The sequence below is a fragment of the Pseudomonas asuensis genome (assembly GCF_014646755.1).
In the GTDB taxonomy this organism is placed as follows: domain Bacteria; phylum Pseudomonadota; class Gammaproteobacteria; order Pseudomonadales; family Pseudomonadaceae; genus Chryseomonas; species Chryseomonas asuensis.
The window spans coordinates 322,858-347,463 of record NZ_BMNW01000003.1 but is presented as its reverse complement, the minus strand read 5'-3'; the positions used below and the strand labels follow the sequence as shown (position 1 = coordinate 347,463).

Here is a 24,606-nt window from a genome sequence, read left to right as displayed (position 1 = left end):
CGGCACAAGGCCGCTTTCTCGTAGATTACCGGGAGTTCAGTAGGCCCGATAATCTTAATATGGCGCAGCGGACGGGACTCGAACCCGCGACCCCCGGCGTGACAGGCCGGTATTCTAACCGACTGAACTACCGCTGCGTATATCGCAAAATGGTGGGTGATGACGGGATCGAACCGCCGACCCTCTGCTTGTAAGGCAGATGCTCTCCCAGCTGAGCTAATCACCCACATAGCTTTCGCTAGTGTTCTTCTTGGCTGAATGACCTGACGAATCAGAATCAAGCAATCCAAGATGAAGCAAAAATGGCGCAGCGGACGGGACTCGAACCCGCGACCCCCGGCGTGACAGGCCGGTATTCTAACCGACTGAACTACCGCTGCGCGTAACTTCAAGAGTGGTGGGTGATGACGGGATCGAACCGCCGACCCTCTGCTTGTAAGGCAGATGCTCTCCCAGCTGAGCTAATCACCCACTTAACTTTCGTAAGCGTTTGCTCTCGAAGTGGGGCGCATTCTACGGACGGTTTTACAGGCTGGCAAGCCCCCAGTTAAAAAAAATTTCAAATGATCCAAAGGCTTAGGTTCTTTTCCTTTATTTCCAAGCCCTTGGATCATTTCCTGGCCTGATCCCTGGCAAGCACAGTGACTTAACCAATGATTCAAAAAGCGGTCTGTTTGTCATTAAGACCGTTTAATCGCTGCCAATGATCAATTGGGGGTTGGCCTTGGAAGCATGGCAGCGGAATAATGCGCGCTTCGTTTTTTGGGGAATCGTCACGCCATGTGGTTTCGTAATCTTCTTATTTATCGTCTCACCCAGGATTTATCACTCGAGGCCGAGGCCCTGGAAACCGCGTTGGCCAGCAAACCTGCACGTCCCTGCGCCAGCCAGGAACTAACCACCTATGGTTTCGTTGCTCCTTTTGGCAAAGGAGAAGACGCCCCACTGGTACATGCCAGCCAGGACTTTTTCCTGATTGCAGCTCGTAAGGAAGAGCGCATTCTGCCCGGCAGCGTAGTAAAGGATGCCGTGCAGGAAAAAGTAGATGAAATCGAAGCGCAACAGATGCGCAAGGTTTATAAAAAGGAGCGCGATCAGATCAAAGACGAAATTGTCATGAGCCTGCTCCCACGAGCCTTTATCCGTCGCCAGACCACGTTTGCAGCAATAGCACCCAAACAGGGTTGGATATTGGTAGATGCCTCCAGTGCCAAGCGGGCCGAGGACCTGCTCTCTACCCTTCGTGAAGCACTGGGTTCTCTTCCGGTCCGCCCAATGTCGGTTAAGCAGGCACCTACTGCGACCTTTACGGACTGGGTCAAGTCTCAGGCAGCTACTCACGACTTCCACCTGTTGGACGAGTGCGAATTACGCGACAGCCATGAGGATGGTGGTGTAGTTCGCTGCAAGGGACAGGACCTGACGAGTGAAGAGATTCAAAATCACTTGGGCGCAGGCAAGCTGGTCACTAAGCTGGCGCTAGCCTGGCAGGACAAACTTTCGTTGCTGATTGACGATAAGGTAGCTCTCAAGCGTCTGCGCTTTGAAGATCTGCTTCAGGAGCAGGCTGAGCAGGATGGCGGTGATGATGCCATGGCACAGCTAGATGCTACCTTTACATTGATGATGATGACCTTTGCCGAGTTTATTCCATCACTGGTCGAAGCTTTGGGTGGAGAAGAAATTCCACAAGGGCTGTAATCGGTCGCGGCACCCGAGAGGTGCCGCCTCCTACTTCAAAGGCTCTCATATTTTTATAAGGATAATCATGGGCGTCCTTGCGGCTTTAAGCCGTTTTGCAGGCAATACCTTTGCCTTGTGGGTCCTGTTGGCAGCGATTCTGGCTTTTATATGGCCTGAAGGGTTTCGCTCCTTAACCCCAGCTATTGTTCCGCTGTTGGGCCTGATCATGTTTGGCATGGGGCTCACGCTCAAAACTGAGGACTTCCAAGAGGTGTTTCGCAAGCCTCTGAGAGTACTCCTTGGTGTGATAGCACAATTCGTCATCATGCCCGGCATGGCGTGGCTGCTTTGTTTCATTATGCAGTTACCACCGGAAATCGCCGTAGGCGTAATTTTGGTCGGCTGCTGTCCCGGTGGCACGGCATCCAACGTCATCACCTGGTTTTCCCGCGGAGATGTTGCATTGTCGGTTGGCATTACAGCCGTCACCACACTTCTGGCCCCACTGGTAACGCCTACGCTGATCTGGCTACTGGCTTCAGCGTGGTTACCGGTCAAGTTTTCTGCGCTTTTCCTGTCGATCGTTCAGGTCGTCATACTTCCGATCGTACTGGGGCTGATCGCCCAACGTTTCCTGGGATCAAAGGTACGGGCAGCCGTTGAGGTATTGCCGCTGGTATCGGTTATCAGCATTGTAGTGATCGTGGCAGCCGTCGTGGCGGTCAGCCAGGCGAAGATAGCCGAGTCAGGATTTTTAATCATGGCCGTGGTCGTATTGCATAACCTACTAGGACTGACGCTTGGTTATCTGGCCGGAAAGGTGTTTGGTTTACCCCTGGCGCAGCGCAAGACTCTGGCTATTGAAGTCGGCATGCAGAATTCAGGACTAGGCGCAGCGTTAGCTACAGCTCACTTTTCCCCACTTGCAGCGGTACCTAGCGCCTTATTCAGCGTCTGGCATAATATTTCCGGGGCGCTGCTGGCCACCTGGTTCCGGCGCTTGAATGACGAGCCTTCTGCGAAAGATTGAATGCGTAATGAAACGGATGAGCCTGGACTCTCATAAAGGCTCATCAATGGCGGTGAGGACGACCTCACCGCTTATGACCACCCGGGGACGGCCCCGCTCTTCCAACCCTGGAACCTCTATGTCCTGGATTCTTCTTTTTCTGGCTGGCCTTTTTGAAATAGGCTGGGCTATCGGCCTTAAATACACCGAAGGCTTCACCCGCCCTCTTCCCACCCTCCTGACGGCAGCAGCCATGCTGGCCAGCATAAGCTTATTGGGCATGGCTGTTAAACAGCTTCCCCTGGGTACGGCTTATGCCATATGGACTGGCATTGGCGCTATAGGCACGGTGATCGCTGGCATCATGCTGTTTGGTGAAAGCGTCAGTCCTATTCGCCTGTTTAGCGTCCTGCTGATTCTGTGTGGCTTGATTGGTCTTAAGCTTAGTCACTAACGCAAAGCCTAATCGTGCGCGCTTCGTGCACGATGCTCACGCCCTATCAGTACCCGAAAACGCGCCCAAAACTCTGGAACGCTTGTAAACAAAAAAGCATTGACGCCTATGTTCATCAAGGCAACTGCAAGAAAGAGCTCTGGAATGGTTAGCCCTATTCCAGACAGAAGCACCATGGTCATAAGGGCGGAACAGACCATAAGAAGCGCATTGAGAATATTTGTGGCAGCAATAACCCGAGAACGCTCCTCCTGCGGGGTACGCGATTGAATCAGTGCATAGAGTGGGACGATGTAGAACCCTCCAAAGATGCCCAGCCCTAGAATGCACCCAAGCGCTGGCCACAGGGAGAGCTCCTTTAACGCTGCCCATCCGCTATAAGTATCTATGACGGCAGTAGTAGCATCTGGCGTGACGGCATAGAGCAGGATACTGAAGAGTGACAGCCCCAGTGCGCCCAAGGGAACAATACCTGGTTCGACATGGCCCTTGGATAAACGCCCACATAAGAGAGATCCCAGGGCGATCCCTACCGAGAACAGGGTAAGAATCAGCGAAACCATGCTTTCGCTGCCATGCAAGTAGTCCTTGGCATAAGCAGGTATCTGCGTAAGGTATATCGCACCTACAAACCAGAACCAGGAATTTCCCAGCAGTGAGCGTGAGACCGAAGGCGCCTGCCCTAGGCCCATACGCAAAATTACCCATGTTTGCCGGAAAATATTCCAATCCAGCTTGAGCTGCGGCATAGCCGCAGGTGCCGATGGGATACCCAGGCTAAAGAAAAACCCCAATAGGGCAATGAGCAAGACACTCATCGCCACGGCCTGGGCGTAATTTGCCTGAGAGAGCAGCACCCCTGCCCCAATCGTGCCGCCTAGAATAGCCAGGAAAGTCCCCATCTCGACCAGAGCGTTACCGCCCATCAACTCTCGTGGCTCAAGATGCTGAGGTAAAATAGAGTACTTGGAAGGGCCGAAGAGTGCCGAGCGTGTTCCCATTGCAAACAGAATCATTAATAGCAATGGCAAGCTGTTAAGCAGGAAGCCAAGGCTCCCTAATGCCAACATGACAACTTCCGAGCCCTTTAGCCATTGCATGAGCCGCGCCTTATCGCATTTCTCCCCTAGCTGTCCGCCCAAGGCCGAGAACAACAGGAAAGGAAGGATAAACAGCAAGGCGCACAGATTGACCAAGAGCAACCTGTCGCCGGCAAGGCTTAGATGGAATAGCACAGCCAGGATCAATGACTGCTTATAGACGTTATCATTAAAGGCGCTAAGCGATTGCGTTACAAAGAACGGCAAGAAGCGCCGCTTTTTCAACAAGGCAAACTGTGAGGACATCGAATGAGGTCCTATTCGAAGGGGAACCTGAAGCGGGCTACAGTCATACTCGCAGCCCGATATAACAAGAACGTTACACTGCCCGTCAAACTACTGCTGTAATGCCTGAGGGCTTTAAGAAAAAGAAGCTTCCAGATTGGCTTTTACAGTAGGCCACTCACGGTCGGTAATACTGTACATGACGGTGTCGTCGAGTCGGCCATCAGCCAGACGTCGATGGTTACGTAACAGACCTTCACGCACAGCCCCCAATTTCTCGATTGCATGTTGCGCACGCAAGTTGCTCGCAGCCGTCTTGAGCTGTACTCGCACCAGATGCCAGTTTTCGAAAGCATGGCGCAGCAGCAGGTATTTAATGTTGGCATTTAGGCCACTGCCATGCTGCTCACGGTCCAACCAGGTCCAACCGATTTCTGCCGCAGGCAATGCGGGCAAAAACTCTGAAAACCGGGTAGTACCAATCAGCTTGTCAGCCAGCCTGATAGTAAAGGGTATGGATTTTCCCTCACGCTGCTCGGCGATGGCCTGCCTATACCAGTCTGGCCGCAAAGGGCCGCTGAGATAATGCAACTCGTCCCGGTTGAGGTCGGCTAGGCTGACCAATTCCAGTACGTCGCTTTCCACCATAGGCTCTAGACGAAGAGCACCGCGCTGCAAGGTAATGGGATGCGCTTCGAACATGGCGCCACTCTCCTTGATAACACTGCGACACGCTAACAGGCTGAAGCCCTTGGGCTCAACCAAACCTGCGACATTGGCCTAAGGACCTTGGAGCAGTCGCTTTGATGAGACACCTATAAAGCCTGCCATGCTCCCCAATGAGAGCATTAGAATAGTCCGATCGTGTTTGCCAATGTCTGAAAGACGCTTTATCCACCTGTTTTGGCAACGGAAGGTTTGGCGCTAACACGATAAAAAGGCTTTACCTATAATAAATCACAGGAGTTCGCATGACCCTTTCCAGCGGACTGATTGCCGCCGTTGCCCTGCTATACATGGCAGTGCTTTTTGCCATTGCCTTTTACGGTGATAGACGCCAGAAACCGCTACCCCCAAAACTACGCGCCTGGGTGTATAGCTTGTCACTGGCCGTGTATTGCACCAGCTGGACATTCTTCGGCGCAGTTGGGCAGGCCGCGGATCAACTCTGGTCCTTTCTGCCTATTTACCTGGGCCCTATCCTGCTTTTGCTGTTTATGCCAAGGCTGGTCAAGAAAATGATCATGATCAGCAAGCAGGAAAATATTACCTCCATTGCTGACTTCATTGCCGCCCGTTACGGCAAGTCAAGGGCGCTGGCCGTTGTGGTTACGCTGATCTGCCTGGTAGGTGTGCTGCCTTATATTTCGCTGCAACTCAAAGGCATCGTCATGGGCGTAAACCTGCTGACGGGCGTAGGGGCCGAGTCGGTCAGTATGCGTGCGCAAGATACAGCCCTTATCGTTTCACTCGTACTCGCGGTATTTACCATCCTGTTTGGCACTCGAAACCTTGATGTTACCGAGCATCACCGCGGCATGATGCTAGCGATTGCCTTTGAATCCCTGATCAAGCTTCTGGCGTTTCTTTCAGTAGGCGTCTTTGTAACCTACGGACTATATGATGGCTTCAATGACTTATTCGACCAGGCGCGAATAGCCCCCGAGCTATCAAACTATTGGAAGGAGACCTTTGACTGGCCAGCGCTCCTGGTGCAGACCGGTGTAGCGTTCACAGCCGTCATGTGTTTGCCAAGGCAATTTCATGTCACTGTGGTTGAGAACACGGATGCGCGTGATCTGAATCTGGCCCGCTGGGTATTCCCCTGCTATCTGGCCCTGGCAGCGCTATTTGTTGTTCCCATTGCCCTGGCTGGGCAGATGCACCTGCCCAAAGGGGTCGTACCTGATTCTTTTGTCATCAGCCTGCCTATGGCCCAAGCTCATCCAGGGCTGGCGCTGCTGGCCTTTATCGGTGGCGCATCGGCTGCTACGAGCATGGTAATCGTAGCCAGCGTGGCATTATCGACTATGTTATCCAACGATATTTTACTGCCGCTTCTGTTTCGCAAGCAGAAGGTAGAACGACCTTATGAGGTGTTCAGCCACTGGCTGGTAACCATTCGGCGCGTCGCCATTGTAGCGATTCTTCTTCTGGCTTATCTCTGCTATCGCCTGCTGGGCTCGACCGCAAGCCTGGCCACCATTGGCCAAATTGCATTTGCCGCCATCGCCCAATTAGGCCCAGCTATGGTAGGCGCGCTCTATTGGAAGCAGGCAAACCGACGCGGCGTGTTTGCAGGACTTGCAGCGGGTGCCCTTCTCTGGGCCTACACACTGGTTTTACCGGTCATGGCAGAGAGTCTGCATTGGTCTCTTGAACAATTCCCTGGCCTTGCCTGGCTGGCGGCTAACCCTTTCGGCCTCCCCTTTAAGCCCCTCACTCAAGGGGTACTGTTGTCCTTGGCTGGCAATTTCCTGCTGTTCTTTCTGGTTTCCAATCAGGCCAGGACGCGGGTCTCCGAACATTGGCAGGCAGGCCGCTTCATTGGGCAAATGACATCAGCACGGCTGAACACCCGGTCACTACTGGCTGTTCAACTGGAAGATCTTCGCGCGCTCGCTGCACGCTTCGTGGGTGATGAGCGTGCACGGCAGAGCTTTATCCGCTTTGCTGATCAGACAGGACTGACATTCCATCCTGCACAAAATGCCAATGGGGAATGGATAGCCCACACCGAGCGATTATTAGCCGGGGTCATCGGAGCGTCCTCGGCACGGGCTGTGGTAAAGGCCGCCATTGAAGGCCGTGATATGCATGTGGAGGACGTCGTACGCATTGCCGACGAAGCGTCCGAAGTGCTCGAATTCAACCGCGCCCTTCTGCAGGGCGCTATCGAAAATATTTCCCAAGGCATTAGCGTAGTGGATCAATCCCTTCGATTAGTGGCCTGGAACCAGCGCTATCTGGAGCTGTTTGACTACCCCGACGGCATGATCCAGGTCGGACGCCCTATCGCCGAAATCATTCGCTATAACGCTGAACGCGGTCTGTGCGGCCCGGGAGATCCAGTCGAACATGTAGCTCGACGCGTCGATCGGATGCGACAAGGCATTGCTCATACATCCGAACGTCAGTTTCCTAACGGCCGGGTAATCGAACTCAGCGGTAAACCCATGCCGGGACGTGGCTTTGTTATGAGTTTTACCGACATTACTGCGTTTCGCGAAGCAGAGCGGGCCCTTCGGGAAGCCAATGAGGGACTAGAACAGCGTGTGGAGGAACGAACGCGAGAGCTTTCCCAGCTTAATCACGCCCTAACAGAAGCGAAAGCTCATGCCGAAGCGGCAAACCAATCCAAAACACGCTTCCTTGCTGCTGTCAGCCATGATCTGATGCAACCGCTCAATGCAGCCCGTCTGTTTACAGCCGCTCTCGCCCATCACGACGCTTTGCCCAAGGATGCTCGTGAGTTGGTTACAAACATGGACTCCTCCCTGCGCTCTGTAGAAGATCTCATTGCCGACCTGCTGGATATCTCACGCCTGGAAAGTGGACGCGTGCATACGGAGGTTCGTGCGTTTCCAATCAGTACCCTCTTCGATACGTTAGGCGTGGAGTTTCGAGCGATGGCGCGTGAACAAGGCATCGACTTCCACCTCAGCGGAAGCCGCTTGAAGATTGAGAGCGATATCAAACTCCTGCGCCGGGTTTTGCAGAACTTTCTGACCAATGCCTTTCGCTACGCCAAGGGGCACGTGCTGTTAGGCGTCCGGCGTCACGGCAACTCTGTAACCCTGGAAGTTTGGGACCGTGGCCCAGGTATTCCAGAAGATAAGCGACAGGTCATTTTTGAGGAATTCAAACGACTCGACAGCCACCAAACACGGGCAGAGAAAGGCTTGGGTTTGGGATTGGCCATTGCTGATCGCCTTTGCAAGGTATTAGGCCACCCTATTGAGGTGCGTTCCTGGCCAGGTAAAGGAAGCGTATTTAGCGTATCAGTTCCTATTGCTACTCAGGTGTCGCCCGAACCCGCTCTGCAGCCAGTGCATGAGCAAACCAGCGAACCGCTACGAGGCGCACCGGTACTTTGTATTGATAATGAAGAAAGTATTCTAACCGGCATGCAAAGTCTTCTTAGCCGCTGGGGCTGTGAGGTCTATACAGCACGCAATCAAGAGGAATGCGAGGCCCTACTGATGCAGGGTATAAAACCGCAGATAGCACTGGTGGACTTTCATCTGGATGATGGCAATACCGGCCCACAAGTGATGGCATGGCTTCGAATGCGGCTTGATACGCCTCTACCAGGCTTAGTAATCAGTGCAGATGCACACCAGGATCGCATCAGTGAAGTACACGCGGCAGGCCTGGACTTTCTCCCTAAACCCATAAAGCCAGCCGCCTTGCGCGCGCTGCTTAGCCGCTATCTGAATTTACGGTGATCTATCGGTAACAGGATCATTAGGTAATAAAAACCCAATCGAAATAATGCAAAAAAATTCTTGCATTTTGATGAAGCCAAGCGTGATGCGGTCTACAGGGTTAATCCACAGAAGCTGTGGATAACTCTGTAGAAAAGTTGGTGGAAATGTCCTGTAAGCTAGATGAAATGGGGGGTTGCATTAAACTGTCCATTTTTTAACCAATCTAAAAAATCCTTATAAATCAGTTATTTATACCAAAATAATCATTCTAAATATTTTCATAACTGTTTAAGCGAAGCGCTTGACAAGTCCGTTAGTGCTTGTGCACAAGTGCTGGATATTAGTGCTTGACTGATGCTGTTCTTTTAGGATTAGGCATCAGCCAAAGACTAAAAATTTGTTAATCCAGACACTCCATTACGCCGATAAAGTGACTTCAGCGGGACGTCGCGTCATTATCACTTTGCCAGCACGAATAGAAACAAGCGGAAGGCCCTGGCTTCTTACCATTTCATAATCTGAGCCTGCTGACAGAATCAGGAGGTTGGCCGGACGTCCTACTCCAAGCCCATAACGATCCTCTAGTTGCATAGCTTTGGCACTGTTTACCGTAACCAGATCCAGCGCGCTTTGCAGGTTTTGGTAACCAAGCATGTGACAGATATGCAGGCCTGCTTCCAATACCCTGAGGATGTTACCGTTGCCCAACGGATACCACGGATCAACGATGGAGTCCTGTCCGAAGCATACATTCATGCCCGCCTCCAACAGTTCGTTGACACGTGTTACGCCCCGTCGCTTGGGAAACGTATCGAAGCGACCTTGCAGATGAATACTCTCGGTTGGACAAGACACAAAACTGATGCCCGAACGCCCCAGCAAACGAAACAGCTTTGAACAGTAGGCATTGTCATAGGAGCCCATGGCCGTGGTATGACTGGCAGTGACGCGCGAGCCCATTCCACGGCTACGCGCTTCCTCAGCCAAAACCTCTAGAAAGCGGGAGTGAGGATCGTCTGTTTCGTCGCAATGAACGTCTACCAGACATCCCGTGCGCTCCGCTAGATCCATCAGGAATTTGACGGAACTTACACCTTGTTCCCGGGTGTATTCGAAATGAGGAATACCACCGACTACATCGGCGCCCAACCGAATAGCCTCCTCCATCAACTCTCGGCCCTTGGGATAGGACTCGATACCCTCCTGAGGAAACGCCACGATTTGCATATCGACCAGATGGTGTGTTTCCTCTCGTATCTCCAGCATGGCTTTTAAGGCCGCCAAACTGGAATCGGTTACATCCACATGCGTACGAACATACTGGATACCATGGGCAGCCAGGGCGTTGATGGTTTGCTTAGCCCGAGACTTGGTGTCTTCGTGAGTAATGGTGGTCTTGCGCTCCCCCCAGCACTCAATCCCTTCGAACAGCGTGCCGCTCATGTTCCACCGCGGCTCGCCTGCTGTAAGGGTAGCGTCCAGATGAATATGCGGCTCGACAAAAGGGGGAATAACCAGATTGCCTTGTGCATCAAGCGTTTCGACACAAGCCGGATCGGCAAGAACATCCTGCGGCTCGATCGCAGCAATTTTGTCGCCTTGAAGACACAGGGTGAAGAGCCCTTGCTGACCTCGCAGCCGCGCATTGATAATTTTCATTGACGGATTCCTCAAGCAAAAGGCCAGATGCTCGTCATGATGGGTATCTGGCCTGGATAGGTTTCAGCTTATGCCCGTGCACGGGCACCAAGCGATACGCGGGCATTTGTAAGGCTATACAGCATGATGTACCCGAATGCTGCCGCACCGATGCCGACCACGGGAGCCAACCAGGGAGAGAAAAAGGCTGCCAAAACACCCATTCCATAAGCCGAGAGCCCAATCCAATTGAACTTGGGCAAGCTGGCAGTCGCCAGGATGGGATAACGGCCCTTGTGACGATAGAAGAAATCAGCCGCAATCACGCCGCCAATGGGTGGAATAACCGTACCCAATATAATCAGATAAGGAACTAGGAAATCGTACATGCCTAGCGTAGCAAGCAACGTCCCTATGAAGGCACCTGCCAGAGTGACGATGCGCCGACGGTCTGTGCGGACCAGATTGCATCCAGCCACAGCGAAGTTGTAGATGGTGTTGTCCTGTGTACTCCAAAGGTTGAGCATGAGCATCGCTACAGCCGCTAGCGTGAAGCCTTGCAGAAAGAGCACCTCCACTACGTCCGGCTGCTGATATACGATGGCACCATAAGCGCCGACCAATACCATCAAGCCATTGCCAACAAAGAAACCTACTAGATTAGCTAAGACGGCAATTCTTCCGGTACGCGCAAAACGCGTCCAATTGGTAGCCTGTGTCGCCCCGCTGACAAATGTTCCAAACACTAATGTCAGCGCCATGCTATAATTCATCGTGTTGCCTGGTTGTATTGCCAGCAGACCTTCCAGTCCACCGACCTTTTGTGTTGCAACCCACATGGATAATGCCAGCAGGCCACACATGGCAGGCACGGCGACATAGGACAGGATCTCCAATCCTCGGTAGCCGATACAGGCAGTGGCACAAAAGCCAAAACCGAAGACCACCATCAGCAGCAACACAATGCCTTCGGGCAATCCCAGAAACTTACCCAGCACGACTGCCGCCGTCGCCGTGCCCCAGGCATACCAGCCAATCTGCGTGAATCCCAACACCAGATCAGACAACTTGCTTCCTACTTCGCCAAAGCAGAACCGGCCCATCAGAACAGAGTTAAGGCCGCTTCGATAGGCAATGTACCCCAGCAAGGCGGCATAAAGACCAAGCAGCAGATTGCCTACTGCAATCACGCTCAGCATGGTTTTGAAATCGAAAGCCGTACCGATCTTACCGCCTGCAAACATCGTCGCGGTAAAGAAGGTAAAGCCGAGCAATACCAAGGCTGTCGACCAGACGCCCTTACGGGCTGACATAGGCACTTCACTTAACGGATAGTCGTTCGCGCTTGCGTTCGTCTCGCTCATTTCACTCTCCCCGCTTGGTCATGGACTTGAGAGGAAGTGCGAAGCGCATGCCAAACAGCGTAGCGTTCTTATGCCGGTAAATACCTTGCCGAAAGGCCTATAAAGGCTAGTCTTCAAGAACATACCGCACAAAAGCAGCTCACTGTCCTTTAACGTTGCCTTGAAATGGTTCACTTCAGAAAGCATGCACACCTCTGTGCTGAAGCAATTTGAAGCACATGAGAAAGAGACTTTTTCCCTTCAGCCACTTAGCTTAATGGGAAAAGTTGGCAAAAAACTTGCTAAGGCAGGTTATCAATGCAGCAAATTGACGCCGCTGCTGTCATAAGCGCGTCACGTGATTCAACTAAAAGAAGATTATGAATACATATCAGCAAACCCAAACCGCCATACAAATGCTTTCCTCTGCTTTCGCGCCGTTCGACTGTGTGATCGCTGCGCCGAGCAAGAAAGGCTTTTCATTCATCATCGTCAATGAATATGGTGTTGCTCGCCATACTCAGCGACTTTACCGTGAGGAATACAGCTGCCCGACACGTCTGCAATCTGTTATTGAACGTGCACGCAAAGCTATCAGCGCCTGATCCCCTCCCGCCCTACACCTTTCCTAATACGATGCCCGACACGCGCCTGATAGGCAGCGTGCAACGGTGCATGCGTGCCAGCGGAATCATTTCTTTTCCGGCAGGCACAAAAAACCCGTAGCGGTCAGAGACGCACTACGGGAAGACGAGGAAACTCTCGCGCGGCTTTAAAGGATCTAGCGCTTGCGCTTTGCGCGGCGAGACAGCATGTTCAGGCCCTCGATAACAGCCGAGAATGCCATGGCAGCATAGATATATCCCTTGGGCACATGAGCGCCAAAGCCTTCAGCGATCAGCGTCATACCGATCATGATCAGAAAGCCCAGCGCCAGCATAACAACCGTGGGATTGTTATTGATGAAACGCGCCAGCGGATCAGCTGCCAACAACATCACAGTCACCGCGACGATCACGGCGATAATCATGATGGGTAAATGCTCAGTCATCCCGACAGCAGTAATGATGCTGTCGACGGAGAAAACCAGATCGAGCATGAGAATCTGAATAATGGCAGCGGTAAACCCAAGGGTAACGGCTTTTTCGCCGCTCTTGCCTTCGAACATGTCGCCTTCCGGATCAGGATCCACATTATGGTGAATCTCTTTGGTGGCCTTCCAAAGCAGGAAGAGACCGCCAGCAATCAGGATCATGTCCTTCCATGAGATACCGTTACCAAACAGCTCGATGACGGGTTCAGTCAACTGAACGATCCATGCGATGGTCCCCAGAAGCCCTAGCCGCATGATAAGTGCCAGGCCGATCCCGATCCGCCTGGCCTTTTGCCGGTGCTGCTCGGGAAGCTTGTTTGTCAGGATGGAAATAAAGATCAGGTTGTCGATGCCCAGCACAACCTCCATTGCAATCAGTGTGGCTAACGCTATCCAGGCTGTTGGGTCGGAAATCAGCTGCTGCAGGTAATCCATGAACCTTCTTCTCAAAAATAGGAGAGTTGAGGTGCCGATATAACAATAAAGGCACCCGGTTACCCTGAACTATAGCCAAGAGAAAGATGTGAATTTTTTGTCGTATTAAATATTTGTTTTGTTTCTAATCATTGAGCCTGGCAGGTTCAGGCTAGGATTGTGGCGGTTTCGGTATCGCTGAACGAAGCGATCGACATAATCGTCTGCCGGCTCATTCAGAATGCGCTGAGGGCTTCCAACCTGAATCACCTGGCCGTCCCGCATAATCGCAATACGATTTCCCAGCCTTACCGCCTCGTCCAGGTCATGGGTAATAAACACGATGGTCTTGTGTAAGCGCTGCTGCAGTTCAAGCAATTGATCCTGCATCTCGGCCCGGATCAATGGATCAAGCGCCGAGAATGCTTCATCCATGAGAATGATCTCCGTATCGGCAGCCAATGCCCTGGCCAGTCCGACTCGCTGGCGCATACCCCCCGACAGCTGGTGAGGCCATTTGCGCTCGTATCCTTTAAGGCCTACCGCTTCGATCCATTGCTGGGCGTGCGCTTCACGTACAGGCTTGCTCTCACCGCGTATCTTCAAACCATAGGCCACATTACCCAGGACAGTCTTGTGAGGTAACAGCCCAAAGCCTTGAAAAACCATGCTGATCTTGTGGCGTCGGAAGTGCCTGAGCTGTTGCATATCATAAGCGAGAATATTCTCGCCATCGACGAGGATGGAACCACTAGTAGGGTCAATCAGGCGGTTCAGATGCCGTACGAGAGTCGACTTTCCTGAGCCAGACAGGCCCATGATCACGAATATTTCACCCGCCTCAATAGACAAAGAAAGTCCGTTGACCCCAACGACACACCCAGTCTGCGCCAGCACCTGATCCTTATCCCGACCTTGACGGATTAACTCAAGTGCAGCGGCCTCGCGTCGGCCAAATATTTTATAGACGCTATCGAGCTGAATCTTCATCGCTCGCCCTCATAGCGTGAGCGCCCATAAGCCTGAGTAATGCGATCAATCACGACCGCGAGAATCACAATCGCCAGTCCTGCCTCTAACCCCTTACCGACGTTGAGTGTCTGGATACCGACCAGGACTTCTTCACCCAACCCGCGCGCACCAATCATCGAGGCGATTACGACCATCGACAGTGCCATCATGGTGGTTTGATTGATGCCTGCCATGATGCTTGGCAGGGCCAGTGGAAGCTGTACGCCAAACAGCTGCTGCCAGCGATTGGCACCAAAAGCATTGACAGCCTCCATGACCTCCTTGTCTACCTGCCGAATTCCCAGATCGGTCAAGCGAATCAACGGTGGTGCCGCGTAGATAACAGTGGCAAAAATAGCCGGTACCTTACCGAGCCCAAATAGCATCAGCACAGGAATGAGATACACAAAGCTAGGCATCGTTTGCATGATATCCAGCAGTGGTAGCAATACCGTACGCAACCGATTGCTACGAGCACATAGAACGCCCAAAGGGATACCGATCAATACGGCAATCAACGTAGCGACCATCATTAGCGCCAAGGTTTGCATGAGTTTGTCCCACAAACCCATGGCTCCTACTAAAAATAACAACCCGGTAATAAGCACAGTCGACAGAACACGCCGAGTTGCGTGGTAGGACACAACAGCAACAACCAGCAGAATCAGCCACCAAGGTGTAGCCCGCAACAGGCTTTCAAGCTGGACGATTGCCAGCAACAAGGTGTCAGAAACCTGGCGGAACAGATCACCGTAGTTGGCGACCAGAGCATCTACCCAGCCATTGACCCAGTTGGCAATAGAAAACGTAAGATTGTCAGGAAACATACGCGTGCCCGTTTGGTGAAGGCCAACTCCGGGAGATGGGCCGGTCCTTCACATGACATGGCGAAAGCCTATAGAGAGGCCTCGATTTTCTGTACAGCGGCCGCATCAACCCAGGCGTGCCAGATTTTGGGATGTGCCTTTAGAAACGCTTTGGCAGCAGTAGGTGCGTCCTGCTTACGCTCCGCCTGGTCTGCCAATGTTTTATTGAGCAGATCGATCGGTACATTGACCTTCTCCAGAACGGCAACAAGCTCAGGGGCACTCTCATGAAAAGGTTTGGATAGCCCAACCTTTACCGTTATGGCTCTCTCATCGCCTGGCTTACTGTCCAGCTTAACGAGGTCCACCCGCCCCAATAGAGGCGTAGGTGACCAGTAGTAGGTCAGGATGGGCTGCTTACGCTTTACAGCCGATACAATAGCTGCATCCAACGCTGGTCCTGTACCAGGACGAAAGTTGGTAAACGTATCGTCCAGCCCATAGCGCTTGAGCATTTCGGTATTTTCCAGCTCGCATGTCCAACCGGCTGGGCAGTTATAAAAACGACCCTTCCCAGGCTCCTCTGGATCGCGGAACAAGTTGGCGTATTTAGAAAGCCCGCTAATGGCCTTGAGATCCGGAGCCTTGGCGTCTTCACCTTCGATCAGATAGCGCGGCACGTACCATCCTTCCGTCGCGCCCTTGATAGGAGCCCCTACGCCTACCACTTTGCCTGCATCAGCCGCCTTGTTCCAAACTTCACTACGACCGATCCACTCTTCAGCAAACACCTGGATATCATTACTGGAAAGCGCAGACTCCAGCGTAATGGAGTTGCCTGGAATACTGTCAGTCTTACAACCGTAGCCTTCCTTCAAGACAATCGACATCAGCTCAGTGAGGAGCATTCCGCTCTCCCAATTCACACCGGCAAACTTGACTGGTTTGCCAGACTCGCACCAACCTGCTCCTTGTGCGCTGCTCACACTCAACCCCAGCGCCAACAGTCCTATAGCCAGGCCATTTCTTGACTTCATGATCTGCATCCTTAGCATCCACACGCTTACCGGCGTGAACAGTCGTTATCTATCGAAGCGGCTAGTTTGAGCCTGGATGCCCTTTGCAGTTTCAAAAAACAACAACGAAACGGTACAAGCCTGTCCGATTATATTTAGGCGATGATAGGGTATCCGGCGGCTACCGCCTGATCACGCTGAGCAAGAATTACTTGATAATCCTCAAAAGACGCCGGCATAAATGACCGAATGGCGAGCGTACCGGCCAATGCGGGTTGTTCCTGCAAAACTTCATTCAATACATGCAGGATACGTTGTACCTCTTCTCGACTGCGCGACGCTGCGGTAATGATTGGCAAAGCAGGTGTCAGCTCGGTACGCGTGAGGATTCGTGTACGCGCCAGCGCTTCTGGCATATAACGCTCAAGGTATCCCCATGTGACGCAGTCAATGGCGGTTAACTCTGTCTCGCCACGTCCAATCAACTCCAGGCTTTCTACATGAGCGCCGCTGGCCTTGACCTCACTAAAAAACCGGCCCTTTTCAGCCAGTGGCGTTACCGCCAACCTCAGTAAATTCATACCACTGTTGGAATCCAGCGCGTTAATGACCACACGCGCACCTCGAAAAGCATCCAGCGTATCGCGCTCATCATCGGCATGGACCACGATAAAGCTGCAATGCTGGAAGCCTTCGCAGCCCTCAAGGTCATAACAAGGCGCTGCAATGACTTGCACTTTATCGCGTAGGCGCGTCATCAGCGGATAACCACAGCTCTGAGAAAACAGCAGATTCGGTGAGGACCACTGCGCCATAAGATCGACAGGTGCCTCATCACGCTCATGGATATCCAGGCGATCCAGTATTTGCTCAACAAAGGTCTGACTGGCCTCGCGTACTGCTTCAGGCGCAACGTACATAGGCAATGTGGCTAATGAGGTCACGAATAAATACTCACTGTGATTTCAGGGCGGCATCTACTCGGTCAACCGCATCGGCCGGAAGCCAGGTAGACCAGATATCCCGATGTTCTTTGAAAAAGGCCAGGCTCATGGTGTCGGCATCTTTATGCTTCTCCGACATTTCAGCTAGCACACTGTTGAACAGCGGAAGTGGTATTTGCACGCTTTCAAACAGCTGCACAAGCTCGGGAGCCTTGTCGTGCAAGTCCTTTGAAATACCAATCGTAATTTTTGCAGGCAATGAGCGGGACGGTAGCGGATTGGGATTCTTAGGATCAGCCAGGGTTTCCCAGGCCTGTTGACTAAACGGCGGCTCCTCAAGCTGTATCAGTTTAAAACGGCCCATTAGTGGCGTAGGCGACCAGTAGTAAAAAACAATTGGTTCTCTTCTGCGGATAGCAGTGCTAATAGCTGCATCCAGGGCTGGTCCCGTGCCCGTACGGAAGTTCGTAAAACTGTCCGTTAGCGCGTATGCCTTGAGTTTCTGTGTATTGACGATCTCGCAGGTCCAGCCAGTCGGACAATTATAGAAACGACCTTTGTCAGGCGATTCAGGATCTTTAAATAAATCCTTGTAACGCGGCAAATCGCTTACAGATTTCAGCTCTGGTGCCTTGGCCTCAATACCCCGGGTGGGATCACCTTTTACCAGATACTCTGGAACCCACCACCCTTCCGTAGCTCCCTTGACTGTTTCACCGACGGCGAATACCTTGCCGGCCTTTTCAGCCTCCCGCCAAAATGGGCTGCGTCCGGCCCACTGCTCGCCTGTTACCTGGATATCATTCTGCGCCAATGCACTCTCCAGCGTTACCGTATTGCCAGGAATCGCATCGGTTTTACAGCCGTAGCCTTTTTCTACCACAAAGCGCAGCACCTCAGTGGTAAACATGCCGCTCTCCCAGTTAGGGCCAGCAAACACAACAGGCTTACCGTATGGGCACTTCACTTCATCTGCAAAAACCTGCTGCGTCATACTTATACTTGTGAGTATTGCCAGAACAGACAAAGCGGTGCGCATGGGAGCTCCTTCATAGTGGTAGGTGAGACGTTCGCCAATCGCTAGATGACTCACTTCAAACTTACGTTAATTGGCTTTTGTATAGGTTTAAGTGTGAAGGCGTGATACGAACAGGCCTGCCGTATCAATCAAGCAGAACCACGTGCCCTTGCCACATGGAGCCCTCACCTGAGATAACAATCAGCGCCTCACCGTCTTGTGGTCCCTGAATGATCACCTCACCTTCAGCCGACCAGAACGTGCTACGCCCGATAGTAAGCCATCCGCCTGTTTCGCCCACATGGTTAGCCATCAAGACGGGAAAGCCATAGGTCTGTGCGTAAGACCTTAGCTGAGTAGTATCAGTGTCAAACCCGCCTGCGGTAATCAAGGCACTGGCTATATAGAGAGAAGCACCCGCTTGAGCTGCGCGCGCAGCATGCTCGGGCCGACTTGTATCAGCACATACTGCCAAGGCTATGTGCTCATTTTTCAGAGACACCATCGGCCCGCCACTTCCTGGCTGGAACACCAACTCTTCGCCTTCGTGCAAATATTGTTTGGTATACAACAGGTCGTCTCGGCCAGGGCTGAGCACTAGCGCCGCAATAAAGGGCTTTCCAGATGACTCCAACGGCATACCTGCCAAGACTGATATTCCTGCTCGAACAGCAGCTTCACGTAGAGGTAACAGACGGGGATCACTGGGCGAGAATGCATTTCGGCCAGCCGCCTCTCGCTCATACCCTGTCAGTGACAACTCAGGAAAGACAAGAAAGTCGACCCCGTGCCGAGAGGCCAACTCAACCACATGGATATGGCGTTCGACATTAGCCTGGATGTCGTGGGCAACGGGTGTGATTTGTGCCGCAGCGATTACGATACCTGTAGAGTTCATCGAAGCATCCTGAAGGCTGGAAAGCCAAAGGATGCCACAAGATAAACATGTGGCGTCAATGAAACGTCAGATCAGGCCTTGATATGAGAAGCGCGGAAAGCAATGAGCGTAGTCAGCTTTAAGGCAGAGGAAGCAAAATGACTTCGATCCAATTTTCATAATCCATGCAAATCTCGAGCGTTTCAATGGTCGAGACCACGTGGGTTACCTTAATATCGGGTTCAAAGTGCTTATTTTGAATAACAGTCTTACCACCGTTATTAACTACCATCGCCACAATGATCGGTTCGCTTTCAAAGTTAACCAAATGGCGAAAAACAGCCTCATAGATATCCTGCGTACTGCCTGAGGCAGGCGAATCGATCTCTACCTGATAAATGGTACCGGCTTTCAAATAGCGATAGCTCACAGTAGAGAAATGCATTGATCAGGCACATAGAAGGCAAAGTCCCCCTATCATACCTAATGGCATATTGCTATTTGTTAAAAAAGCGTAAATCACTTTCAAAGAAAAAAACTATTTATGGCCAATGTTTTAAAACGGCTCTAAACATTTGAGCAAAAAACCAGCTCCGCCTGAAAGAACTTGCCTAGGGATCAATCGGTCGATGTTCAGACTGATCAGAATGGGCTTTCCATGATATCTCCTCTTACTCCCAACGCTTATCGATCCATCCGGCTCCTGGCCTTTTCGACTTCACTTGCATTGCTTGGCGCTTGTGCTACCTCAGTAGACAGGCCTGAAATGTGGAGCTACCAAAATGCCCAACAGCACAAGGCACTCCCACCAGATCAGGCTTATCCGGAGTTATTTACCGCGGTCCAGCAGCAATGGCTGTTCGACGATCAAAAACATTTTGTCGATGCCCTTCCACTCAACCCACCTGCACATATCCGGGCAGATTATCTGGCGCACCGGGACAGTCCAGGTTTTGACCTTAAACGCTTCATAGCGGATAACTTCGAATTCTCAGGTCCTGCCGAAACCCAAATCCCTCAGACAGGCACTGACATCCGTCACCATATCGATAATCTTTGGCCTGTGCTAACACGTCATTACGAAACAGTTCCGGCCTATAGCAGCATGCTACCGTTGCCCTACCCCTATGTGGTTCCTGGCGGTCGCTTCCGGGAACTGTATTACTGGGACTCCTACTTCACCATGCTCGGCCTGTTAGAGAGTGGACAAAAGCAGCTGGCACGCCAGATGTTGGATAACTTTGCCTACTTGATCGATACCTACGGCCATATCCCTAATGGCAACCGCACCTATTATCTGAGTCGCTCACAGCCGCCCTTCTTCTCTTACATGGTCGAACTGGAAGCAAAGACGGAGGGTGATGAGGTTTATCGTCGTTATCTCCCTCAGCTGCAGAAGGAATACGCCTATTGGATGGAAGGCTCGCAGACGCTCAAGCCTGGCGAAGCGGCCCAACACGTTGTCCGTCTGGCCGATGGCACATTATTCAACCGGTACTGGGACGCTAGCGATACACCTCGCCAAGAGTCCTATATGCAGGACAAGGAGACAGCCGCCAAAGCGCCTGAGCGTCCAGCCAGTGAAGTCTACCGGGACCTACGGGCTGGAGCAGAAAGTGGCTGGGACTACACATCACGCTGGCTGGGAGATGGAAAAAATCTCGCGACTATTCGTACAACCGCTATTGTTCCGGTAGACCTCAACAGCCTTCTCTACCATCTGGAAACCACAATTGCAGTTGCCTGTGAAAAGAACGCCATGGCGACTTGTACGCAACGCTACAGCCAGCGTGCAGAGGCACGGAAGGCTGCCATAGAGAAGCATCTGTGGAACAACAAGGGCTATTACGCTGACTACGATTGGAAGAAGAGTCAACTCAGCGATCAGATCACAGCCGCCACGCTCTACCCTCTCTATGCAGGAATCACCAACTCCGATAGAGCCCGGCAAACCGCATCGACCGTTGAAAAAAATCTGGTTAAAACCGGTGGGCTTGTCACTACGCAAATCCATAACGGTCAGCAATGGGACTCCCCCAATGGCTGGGCTCCGCTTCAATGGATTGCCGTGGAGGGCCTCCGTCGCTATGGCCACGAAGCGGTAGCAAAAAGTATCGGCCAGAGCTTCCTCAATCAAGTGCAAACCCTGTTTGCCAAAGAGCACAAACTGGTCGAAAAGTATGACGTAGAAGGTTCAAGCCAGGGAGGCGGCGGAGGGGAATATGAGCTACAGGACGGCTTTGGCTGGACTAACGGCGTCACCTTGAAATTACTCGATCTTTATCAGCAGCAACCCGCTAAAGCGCAACGTTAATAAAGTTAACTCAAGGCAAGCTTAACCGCATGCCTTGGGCTACCTGGTTACTCATGAACGTCCTGGGAACTCATGCTGAGCTGCCTTCACCCAGGATGGACCATACAACCCACTACCGGAGCTCCCATGACCGATACGACCTCGAACCACATCGCAGACATGAAACAGCACCTTGCCAACGCCTTGGACGAAGGTGCAAACGAAATAAAAGCGCGTCAGGAAGAAGGTCTCGATATCCCGGAAGCCATGCATGAACGCTTAATTCGCATTCGCTCAATGCAAGAGTCCGTTGAGAAAGGTCAGGACATAAGTGTTGAATTCGAACACTTCGAGGCTTGGAAAAAAGAAAATAATTTGGTCTAAATTCGACTGCAATAAAAAAGCCCTGCAGGAATAACTGCAGGGCTTTTTGTATGGCGGAGAGATAGGGATTTGAACCCTAGGAGCCATTGCTGACTCAACGGATTTCGAATCCGTCCCGTTCGGCCACTCCGGCACCTCTCCAATGCAACGCATGATAACAGCTGAAACGCGTCAGGCGAAGCCTTGACTGCAAAATTTCTACCATTATCAGGCGCTTGCAGAGGGTACCTGTAATCTTACAGCGGTACGCCTAAGCGGTTAGCCACTTCTTCATAGGCTTCGATAACGTCGCCTAGACCTTGGCGGAAGCGGTCCTTGTCCATCTTTTTGCGGGTCTCCTTGTCCCAGAGACGGCAGCCGTCAGGACTGAATTCGTCGCCCAGCACGATCTCACCGTGATGTACGCCAAACTCCAGTTTGAAATCGACCAACAGCAGCCCTGCGTCATCGAATAGCTTTTTCAGCACATCGTTAACCTCGAACGTCAGCGCCTTCATGCGAGACAGTTGTTCAGGCGTAGCCCAGCCAAACGCATAGACGTGAGTTTCGTTGATGAAGGGGTCATGCAGAGCATCATTCTTGAGGAACAGCTCAAACGTAGGCGGAGACAGCTCAAGCCCTTCCTCGACCCCCAGACGACGTACCAGACTACCAGCAGCGTAGTTGCGAACTACACACTCGACAGGAATCATATCGAGTTTTTTAACCATGCACTCATTGTCAGACAATAGCGCATCGAACTGGGTTGGAATCCCTGCCGCCTCGAGCTGTTGCATGATGAAGGCATTGAACTTGTTGTTCACCATGCCTTTACGATCCAGCTGCTCTACCTTTTGACCGTCAAACGCGGACGTATCATTACGAAAGAGAAGAATGAGACGATCCGGGTTATCCGTCGTGAATACAGACTTGGCTTTGCCGCGGTAGAGTTCGGTGCGTTTTTCCATGATGGCTCCGCTTTTGAATAATCGAAGGTTCAGGCAATGAGCTGCCAACCAAGGCCTTCGTGCTGATCGGCGACCTGCAGCCAGTTCGCATCACACCCCAAGGTGTCAACGAACGTTTGCCGAGCCAGATGCGGCCGATTGTTCTTTTCACTCAGATGCGCCAATACAAGATGCTGCAGGGCATCGCATTGCAAGCGGCAAACCAGCGAGGCCGCCTGCTGATTACTTAAATGACCGTGTGATCCGCTTACACGCGCTTTTAGAAAATAGGGATACAACCCCTCATCCAGCAGTTGCCGGTCATGATTTGCCTCGATCACCAAAGCGTCCAGATCACGATAGCACTCCAATACTGTCGTTGTAGCCTCACCCAGGTCGGTAAGCACACCCAGGCGACGCCTGCCATCAAAGAAAACAAACTGCGTCGGATCATATGCGTCATGAGAGACAGGAACGCTTTTGATCTCAAGGGCTTCTAACTCCAGAGTGCACCCTGCCGCCAATACGCTCGTGGAGGCGATAGGCTTACGCAAACCGCGCGCAGTGCCCTCGGTCAGATAAACTGGAATTCCATAACGACGCGACAACAGCTCGACCCCATGAACATGATCAGAATGTTCATGGGTGACAAGAATGGCATCGAGCTGTGTAGGTTCGACGCCCAGTCTAGCCAGACGTCTTATCGTTTCACGTAGCGGAAAACCACAATCGATCAGTATGTAGGTGTTATGGCTGTGAACCAGGGTTGAATTCCCCCGACTCCCGCTGCCCAGGACCGCGAAGCGCATATTGCATGCTCGTCTGTAGCTTTTTCAGCACCGTCTCGGCCATATCGGCTGGCGCTACGGTGTTGATGTCTTTATCCAGCGTGACTTGGACAGCATCGCCTACATTGGTCAGACGAACCTGATAACGCTCCGCACGAGCGCTTTCCTCTTCCTTGGAGGGTTCATGACCAAACAGACGCTTAAAGAACCCGGGCTTGCCTTCATTAGGCTTGCGTGCACCTTCAGCCAGATTGATGTAGTACACACCCAGGCTACGGTCCATATCGTCAACGCGTATGTTAGCGCCTTCCAGGGCGCGGCCGACACTGGACCAGGCGCGATCAAAATCGCTTGTCAGGCTCAACATCGGGTCGCCGTTACCATCTCTCGTATAGGAGACACGCTCCGGCGTATCGTAGGAACCAGCAGCCAATAGAGATACCGAACCACCTTGAGAATCGGCACTGGCCAAACTGGTTGCCATTTCATTTAGCAAGGCCGCATCAAAGGGCGAGGTATCGGAACGAGAAGACCAGTTCGGCTCGCTGCTGCTACCCGTTTTGCGCGTTTGGCTCTGTACAAACACTTCACTGGTATTGTTGGAAACCCCTGGCTCGATACGTACGCGAATGCGTGTTTCAGAGCCTGGCTCGAGACCACCGCCCGTGCTCAAGCTGCGTGCCAATGGCGTAGTCAGGTCCGTTAAGGGTTGCCAGCGAGTGACGAACTCACCTGTCTGCGGACGCGCCTCACCAATGACGAAGCCGTTGTCAGTAAAGAACTGATTGGCAACCGGCCAGATTTCAGCTGGCTGCTTCTGAGCCACGATCCAGCGAGCCTTGCCATTACGCTGCAGACTATAACTGCCAGTGTCAGCCTGGACGGTCAGAGACTGAGGACGCGGAGCCTCGAATTCGGTAGGACGGTCCTGGGTATCCGCTACATTTGCAGGAATTGGCAGCAAAGGCTGCAGAGACTTGGCCTGTACATCAGCCGGAACCTGCATCGGTGCCGCTTGACGTGACTCCAGATAGTCATTACTGCGGTCACGGAAATAACCGTGCTCACCCCATAGCCAACCACAACCACTGGTTGTGCTGATTACCACGGCAAGAGTTGTTAATCCAGCCAGTCGCTTCATGCGTAAGTTCTCC

At 52.3% G+C, this 24,606-nt stretch carries 21 protein-coding genes, 5 tRNA genes and 1 pseudogene; 7 read left to right on the top strand and 20 right to left on the bottom strand.

Features of this window, described 5'->3' with window-relative positions; translation table 11 throughout:
• Nucleotides 1-60: 60 nt before the first annotated feature.
• The 4 genes from IEX86_RS08345 to IEX86_RS08330 form a co-directional block, all read right to left on the bottom strand.
• Nucleotides 61-137, bottom strand: a tRNA-Asp gene (locus IEX86_RS08345).
• A gap of 13 nt (nt 138-150) precedes the next feature.
• A tRNA-Val gene (locus IEX86_RS08340) sits at nt 151-226 on the bottom strand.
• A 77-nt stretch (nt 227-303) separates the two neighbouring features.
• Nucleotides 304-380: transfer RNA gene (locus IEX86_RS08335), tRNA-Asp, on the bottom strand.
• 15 nt (nt 381-395) lie between these two features.
• A tRNA-Val gene (locus IEX86_RS08330) sits at nt 396-471 on the bottom strand.
• A gap of 309 nt (nt 472-780) precedes the next feature.
• Here IEX86_RS08330 and rdgC point away from each other — a divergent pair.
• The 3 genes from rdgC to sugE all read left to right on the top strand — a co-directional run bounded on the left by rdgC (nt 781) and on the right by sugE (nt 3,146).
• Nucleotides 781-1,701 carry a recombination-associated protein RdgC gene (gene rdgC / locus IEX86_RS08325; RefSeq protein ID WP_188865666.1) on the top strand — a complete coding sequence of 307 codons (921 nt, stop codon included), beginning with the start codon at nt 781-783 and terminating at the stop codon, nt 1,699-1,701.
• 67 nt (nt 1,702-1,768) lie between these two features.
• Entirely contained in the window at nt 1,769-2,713 is a 945-nt protein-coding gene (locus IEX86_RS08320; protein WP_188865665.1) for a bile acid:sodium symporter family protein, read from the top strand.
• A 118-nt stretch (nt 2,714-2,831) separates the two neighbouring features.
• On the top strand, nt 2,832-3,146 hold the full coding sequence (gene sugE, locus IEX86_RS08315; protein WP_188865664.1) for a quaternary ammonium compound efflux SMR transporter SugE: 315 nt from the start codon (nt 2,832-2,834) through the stop codon (nt 3,144-3,146).
• Between the two features lie 29 nt (nt 3,147-3,175).
• Here the strand turns inward: sugE and IEX86_RS08310 are convergent.
• A pseudogene (locus IEX86_RS08310) lies at nt 3,176-4,492 on the bottom strand (MFS transporter); the annotation flags it as partial.
• Between the two features lie 114 nt (nt 4,493-4,606).
• Complete coding sequence (locus IEX86_RS08305) at nt 4,607-5,173, bottom strand: GNAT family N-acetyltransferase (RefSeq protein ID WP_188865662.1); 567 nt, start codon at nt 5,171-5,173, stop codon at nt 4,607-4,609.
• A 269-nt stretch (nt 5,174-5,442) separates the two neighbouring features.
• Between IEX86_RS08305 and IEX86_RS08300 the strand changes: the two genes are divergently transcribed.
• Entirely contained in the window at nt 5,443-8,919 is a 3,477-nt protein-coding gene (locus IEX86_RS08300) for a PAS domain-containing hybrid sensor histidine kinase/response regulator (protein WP_188865661.1), read from the top strand.
• Nucleotides 8,920-9,318: 399 nt separating this feature from the next.
• Here IEX86_RS08300 and codA read toward each other — a convergent pair whose 3' ends face one another.
• Nucleotides 9,319-10,560, bottom strand: coding sequence for a cytosine deaminase (gene codA / locus IEX86_RS08295; protein WP_188865660.1), 1,242 nt, complete (start codon nt 10,558-10,560; stop codon nt 9,319-9,321).
• Between the two features lie 68 nt (nt 10,561-10,628).
• Nucleotides 10,629-11,903: a cytosine permease gene (gene codB, locus IEX86_RS08290; RefSeq protein WP_188865659.1), complete on the bottom strand. Its 1,275-nt coding sequence runs from the start codon at nt 11,901-11,903 to the stop codon at nt 10,629-10,631.
• A 359-nt stretch (nt 11,904-12,262) separates the two neighbouring features.
• On the opposite strand from codB, the gene IEX86_RS08285 reads away from it, so the two are divergent.
• Nucleotides 12,263-12,487 carry a hypothetical protein gene (locus tag IEX86_RS08285; protein WP_188865658.1) on the top strand — a complete coding sequence of 75 codons (225 nt, stop codon included), beginning with the start codon at nt 12,263-12,265 and terminating at the stop codon, nt 12,485-12,487.
• Nucleotides 12,488-12,663: 176 nt separating this feature from the next.
• Here the strand turns inward: IEX86_RS08285 and IEX86_RS08280 are convergent, their stop codons facing one another.
• The 8 genes from IEX86_RS08280 to IEX86_RS08245 form a co-directional block, all read right to left on the bottom strand.
• Nucleotides 12,664-13,410: a TerC family protein gene (locus IEX86_RS08280; protein WP_188865657.1), complete on the bottom strand. Its 747-nt coding sequence runs from the start codon at nt 13,408-13,410 to the stop codon at nt 12,664-12,666.
• Between the two features lie 105 nt (nt 13,411-13,515).
• Nucleotides 13,516-14,379 (bottom strand): quaternary amine ABC transporter ATP-binding protein, encoded by an 864-nt coding sequence (locus IEX86_RS08275; protein WP_188865656.1) that lies wholly within the window; start codon nt 14,377-14,379, stop codon nt 13,516-13,518.
• Complete coding sequence (locus IEX86_RS08270; RefSeq protein WP_188865655.1) at nt 14,376-15,227, bottom strand: ABC transporter permease; 852 nt, start codon at nt 15,225-15,227, stop codon at nt 14,376-14,378. Before IEX86_RS08270 ends, IEX86_RS08275 begins: the two co-directional genes overlap by 4 nt.
• A 68-nt stretch (nt 15,228-15,295) precedes the next feature.
• Nucleotides 15,296-16,243, bottom strand: a complete 948-nt coding sequence (locus tag IEX86_RS08265) for an ABC transporter substrate-binding protein (protein WP_188865654.1) — start codon at nt 16,241-16,243, stop codon at nt 15,296-15,298.
• Nucleotides 16,244-16,377: 134 nt separating this feature from the next.
• Nucleotides 16,378-17,166 (bottom strand): phosphate/phosphite/phosphonate ABC transporter substrate-binding protein, encoded by a 789-nt coding sequence (locus IEX86_RS08260; RefSeq protein ID WP_188865653.1) that lies wholly within the window; start codon nt 17,164-17,166, stop codon nt 16,378-16,380.
• 10 nt (nt 17,167-17,176) lie between these two features.
• Nucleotides 17,177-18,205, bottom strand: coding sequence for an ABC transporter substrate-binding protein (locus IEX86_RS08255; protein ID WP_188865652.1), 1,029 nt, complete (start codon nt 18,203-18,205; stop codon nt 17,177-17,179).
• A 124-nt stretch (nt 18,206-18,329) separates the two neighbouring features.
• Nucleotides 18,330-19,082 carry a carbon-nitrogen hydrolase family protein gene (locus IEX86_RS08250; RefSeq protein WP_188865651.1) on the bottom strand — a complete coding sequence of 251 codons (753 nt, stop codon included), beginning with the start codon at nt 19,080-19,082 and terminating at the stop codon, nt 18,330-18,332.
• 118 nt (nt 19,083-19,200) lie between these two features.
• Complete coding sequence (locus IEX86_RS08245; protein WP_188865650.1) at nt 19,201-19,506, bottom strand: hypothetical protein; 306 nt, start codon at nt 19,504-19,506, stop codon at nt 19,201-19,203.
• Between the two features lie 213 nt (nt 19,507-19,719).
• Here IEX86_RS08245 and treA point away from each other — a divergent pair, with 213 nt between their 5' ends.
• Entirely contained in the window at nt 19,720-21,375 is a 1,656-nt protein-coding gene (gene treA / locus IEX86_RS08240) for an alpha,alpha-trehalase TreA (RefSeq protein WP_188865649.1), read from the top strand.
• A 126-nt stretch (nt 21,376-21,501) separates the two neighbouring features.
• Nucleotides 21,502-21,738: a hypothetical protein gene (locus tag IEX86_RS08235; protein WP_188865648.1), complete on the top strand. Its 237-nt coding sequence runs from the start codon at nt 21,502-21,504 to the stop codon at nt 21,736-21,738.
• 51 nt (nt 21,739-21,789) lie between these two features.
• Here the strand turns inward: IEX86_RS08235 and IEX86_RS08230 are convergent.
• The 4 genes from IEX86_RS08230 to bamC form a co-directional block, all read right to left on the bottom strand.
• Nucleotides 21,790-21,879, bottom strand: a tRNA-Ser gene (locus tag IEX86_RS08230).
• Nucleotides 21,880-21,974: 95 nt separating this feature from the next.
• On the bottom strand, nt 21,975-22,685 hold the full coding sequence (gene purC / locus IEX86_RS08225; RefSeq protein WP_188865647.1) for a phosphoribosylaminoimidazolesuccinocarboxamide synthase: 711 nt from the start codon (nt 22,683-22,685) through the stop codon (nt 21,975-21,977).
• 29 nt (nt 22,686-22,714) lie between these two features.
• The gene (locus IEX86_RS08220; RefSeq protein ID WP_188865646.1) at nt 22,715-23,473 is read right to left on the bottom strand and encodes an MBL fold metallo-hydrolase; all 759 of its coding nucleotides are present in this window, start codon (nt 23,471-23,473) and stop codon (nt 22,715-22,717) included.
• Nucleotides 23,412-24,593 carry an NlpB/DapX family lipoprotein gene (bamC, locus tag IEX86_RS08215; protein ID WP_188865645.1) on the bottom strand — a complete coding sequence of 394 codons (1,182 nt, stop codon included), beginning with the start codon at nt 24,591-24,593 and terminating at the stop codon, nt 23,412-23,414. Before bamC ends, IEX86_RS08220 begins: the two co-directional genes overlap by 62 nt.
• Nucleotides 24,594-24,606 lie beyond the last annotated feature (13 nt).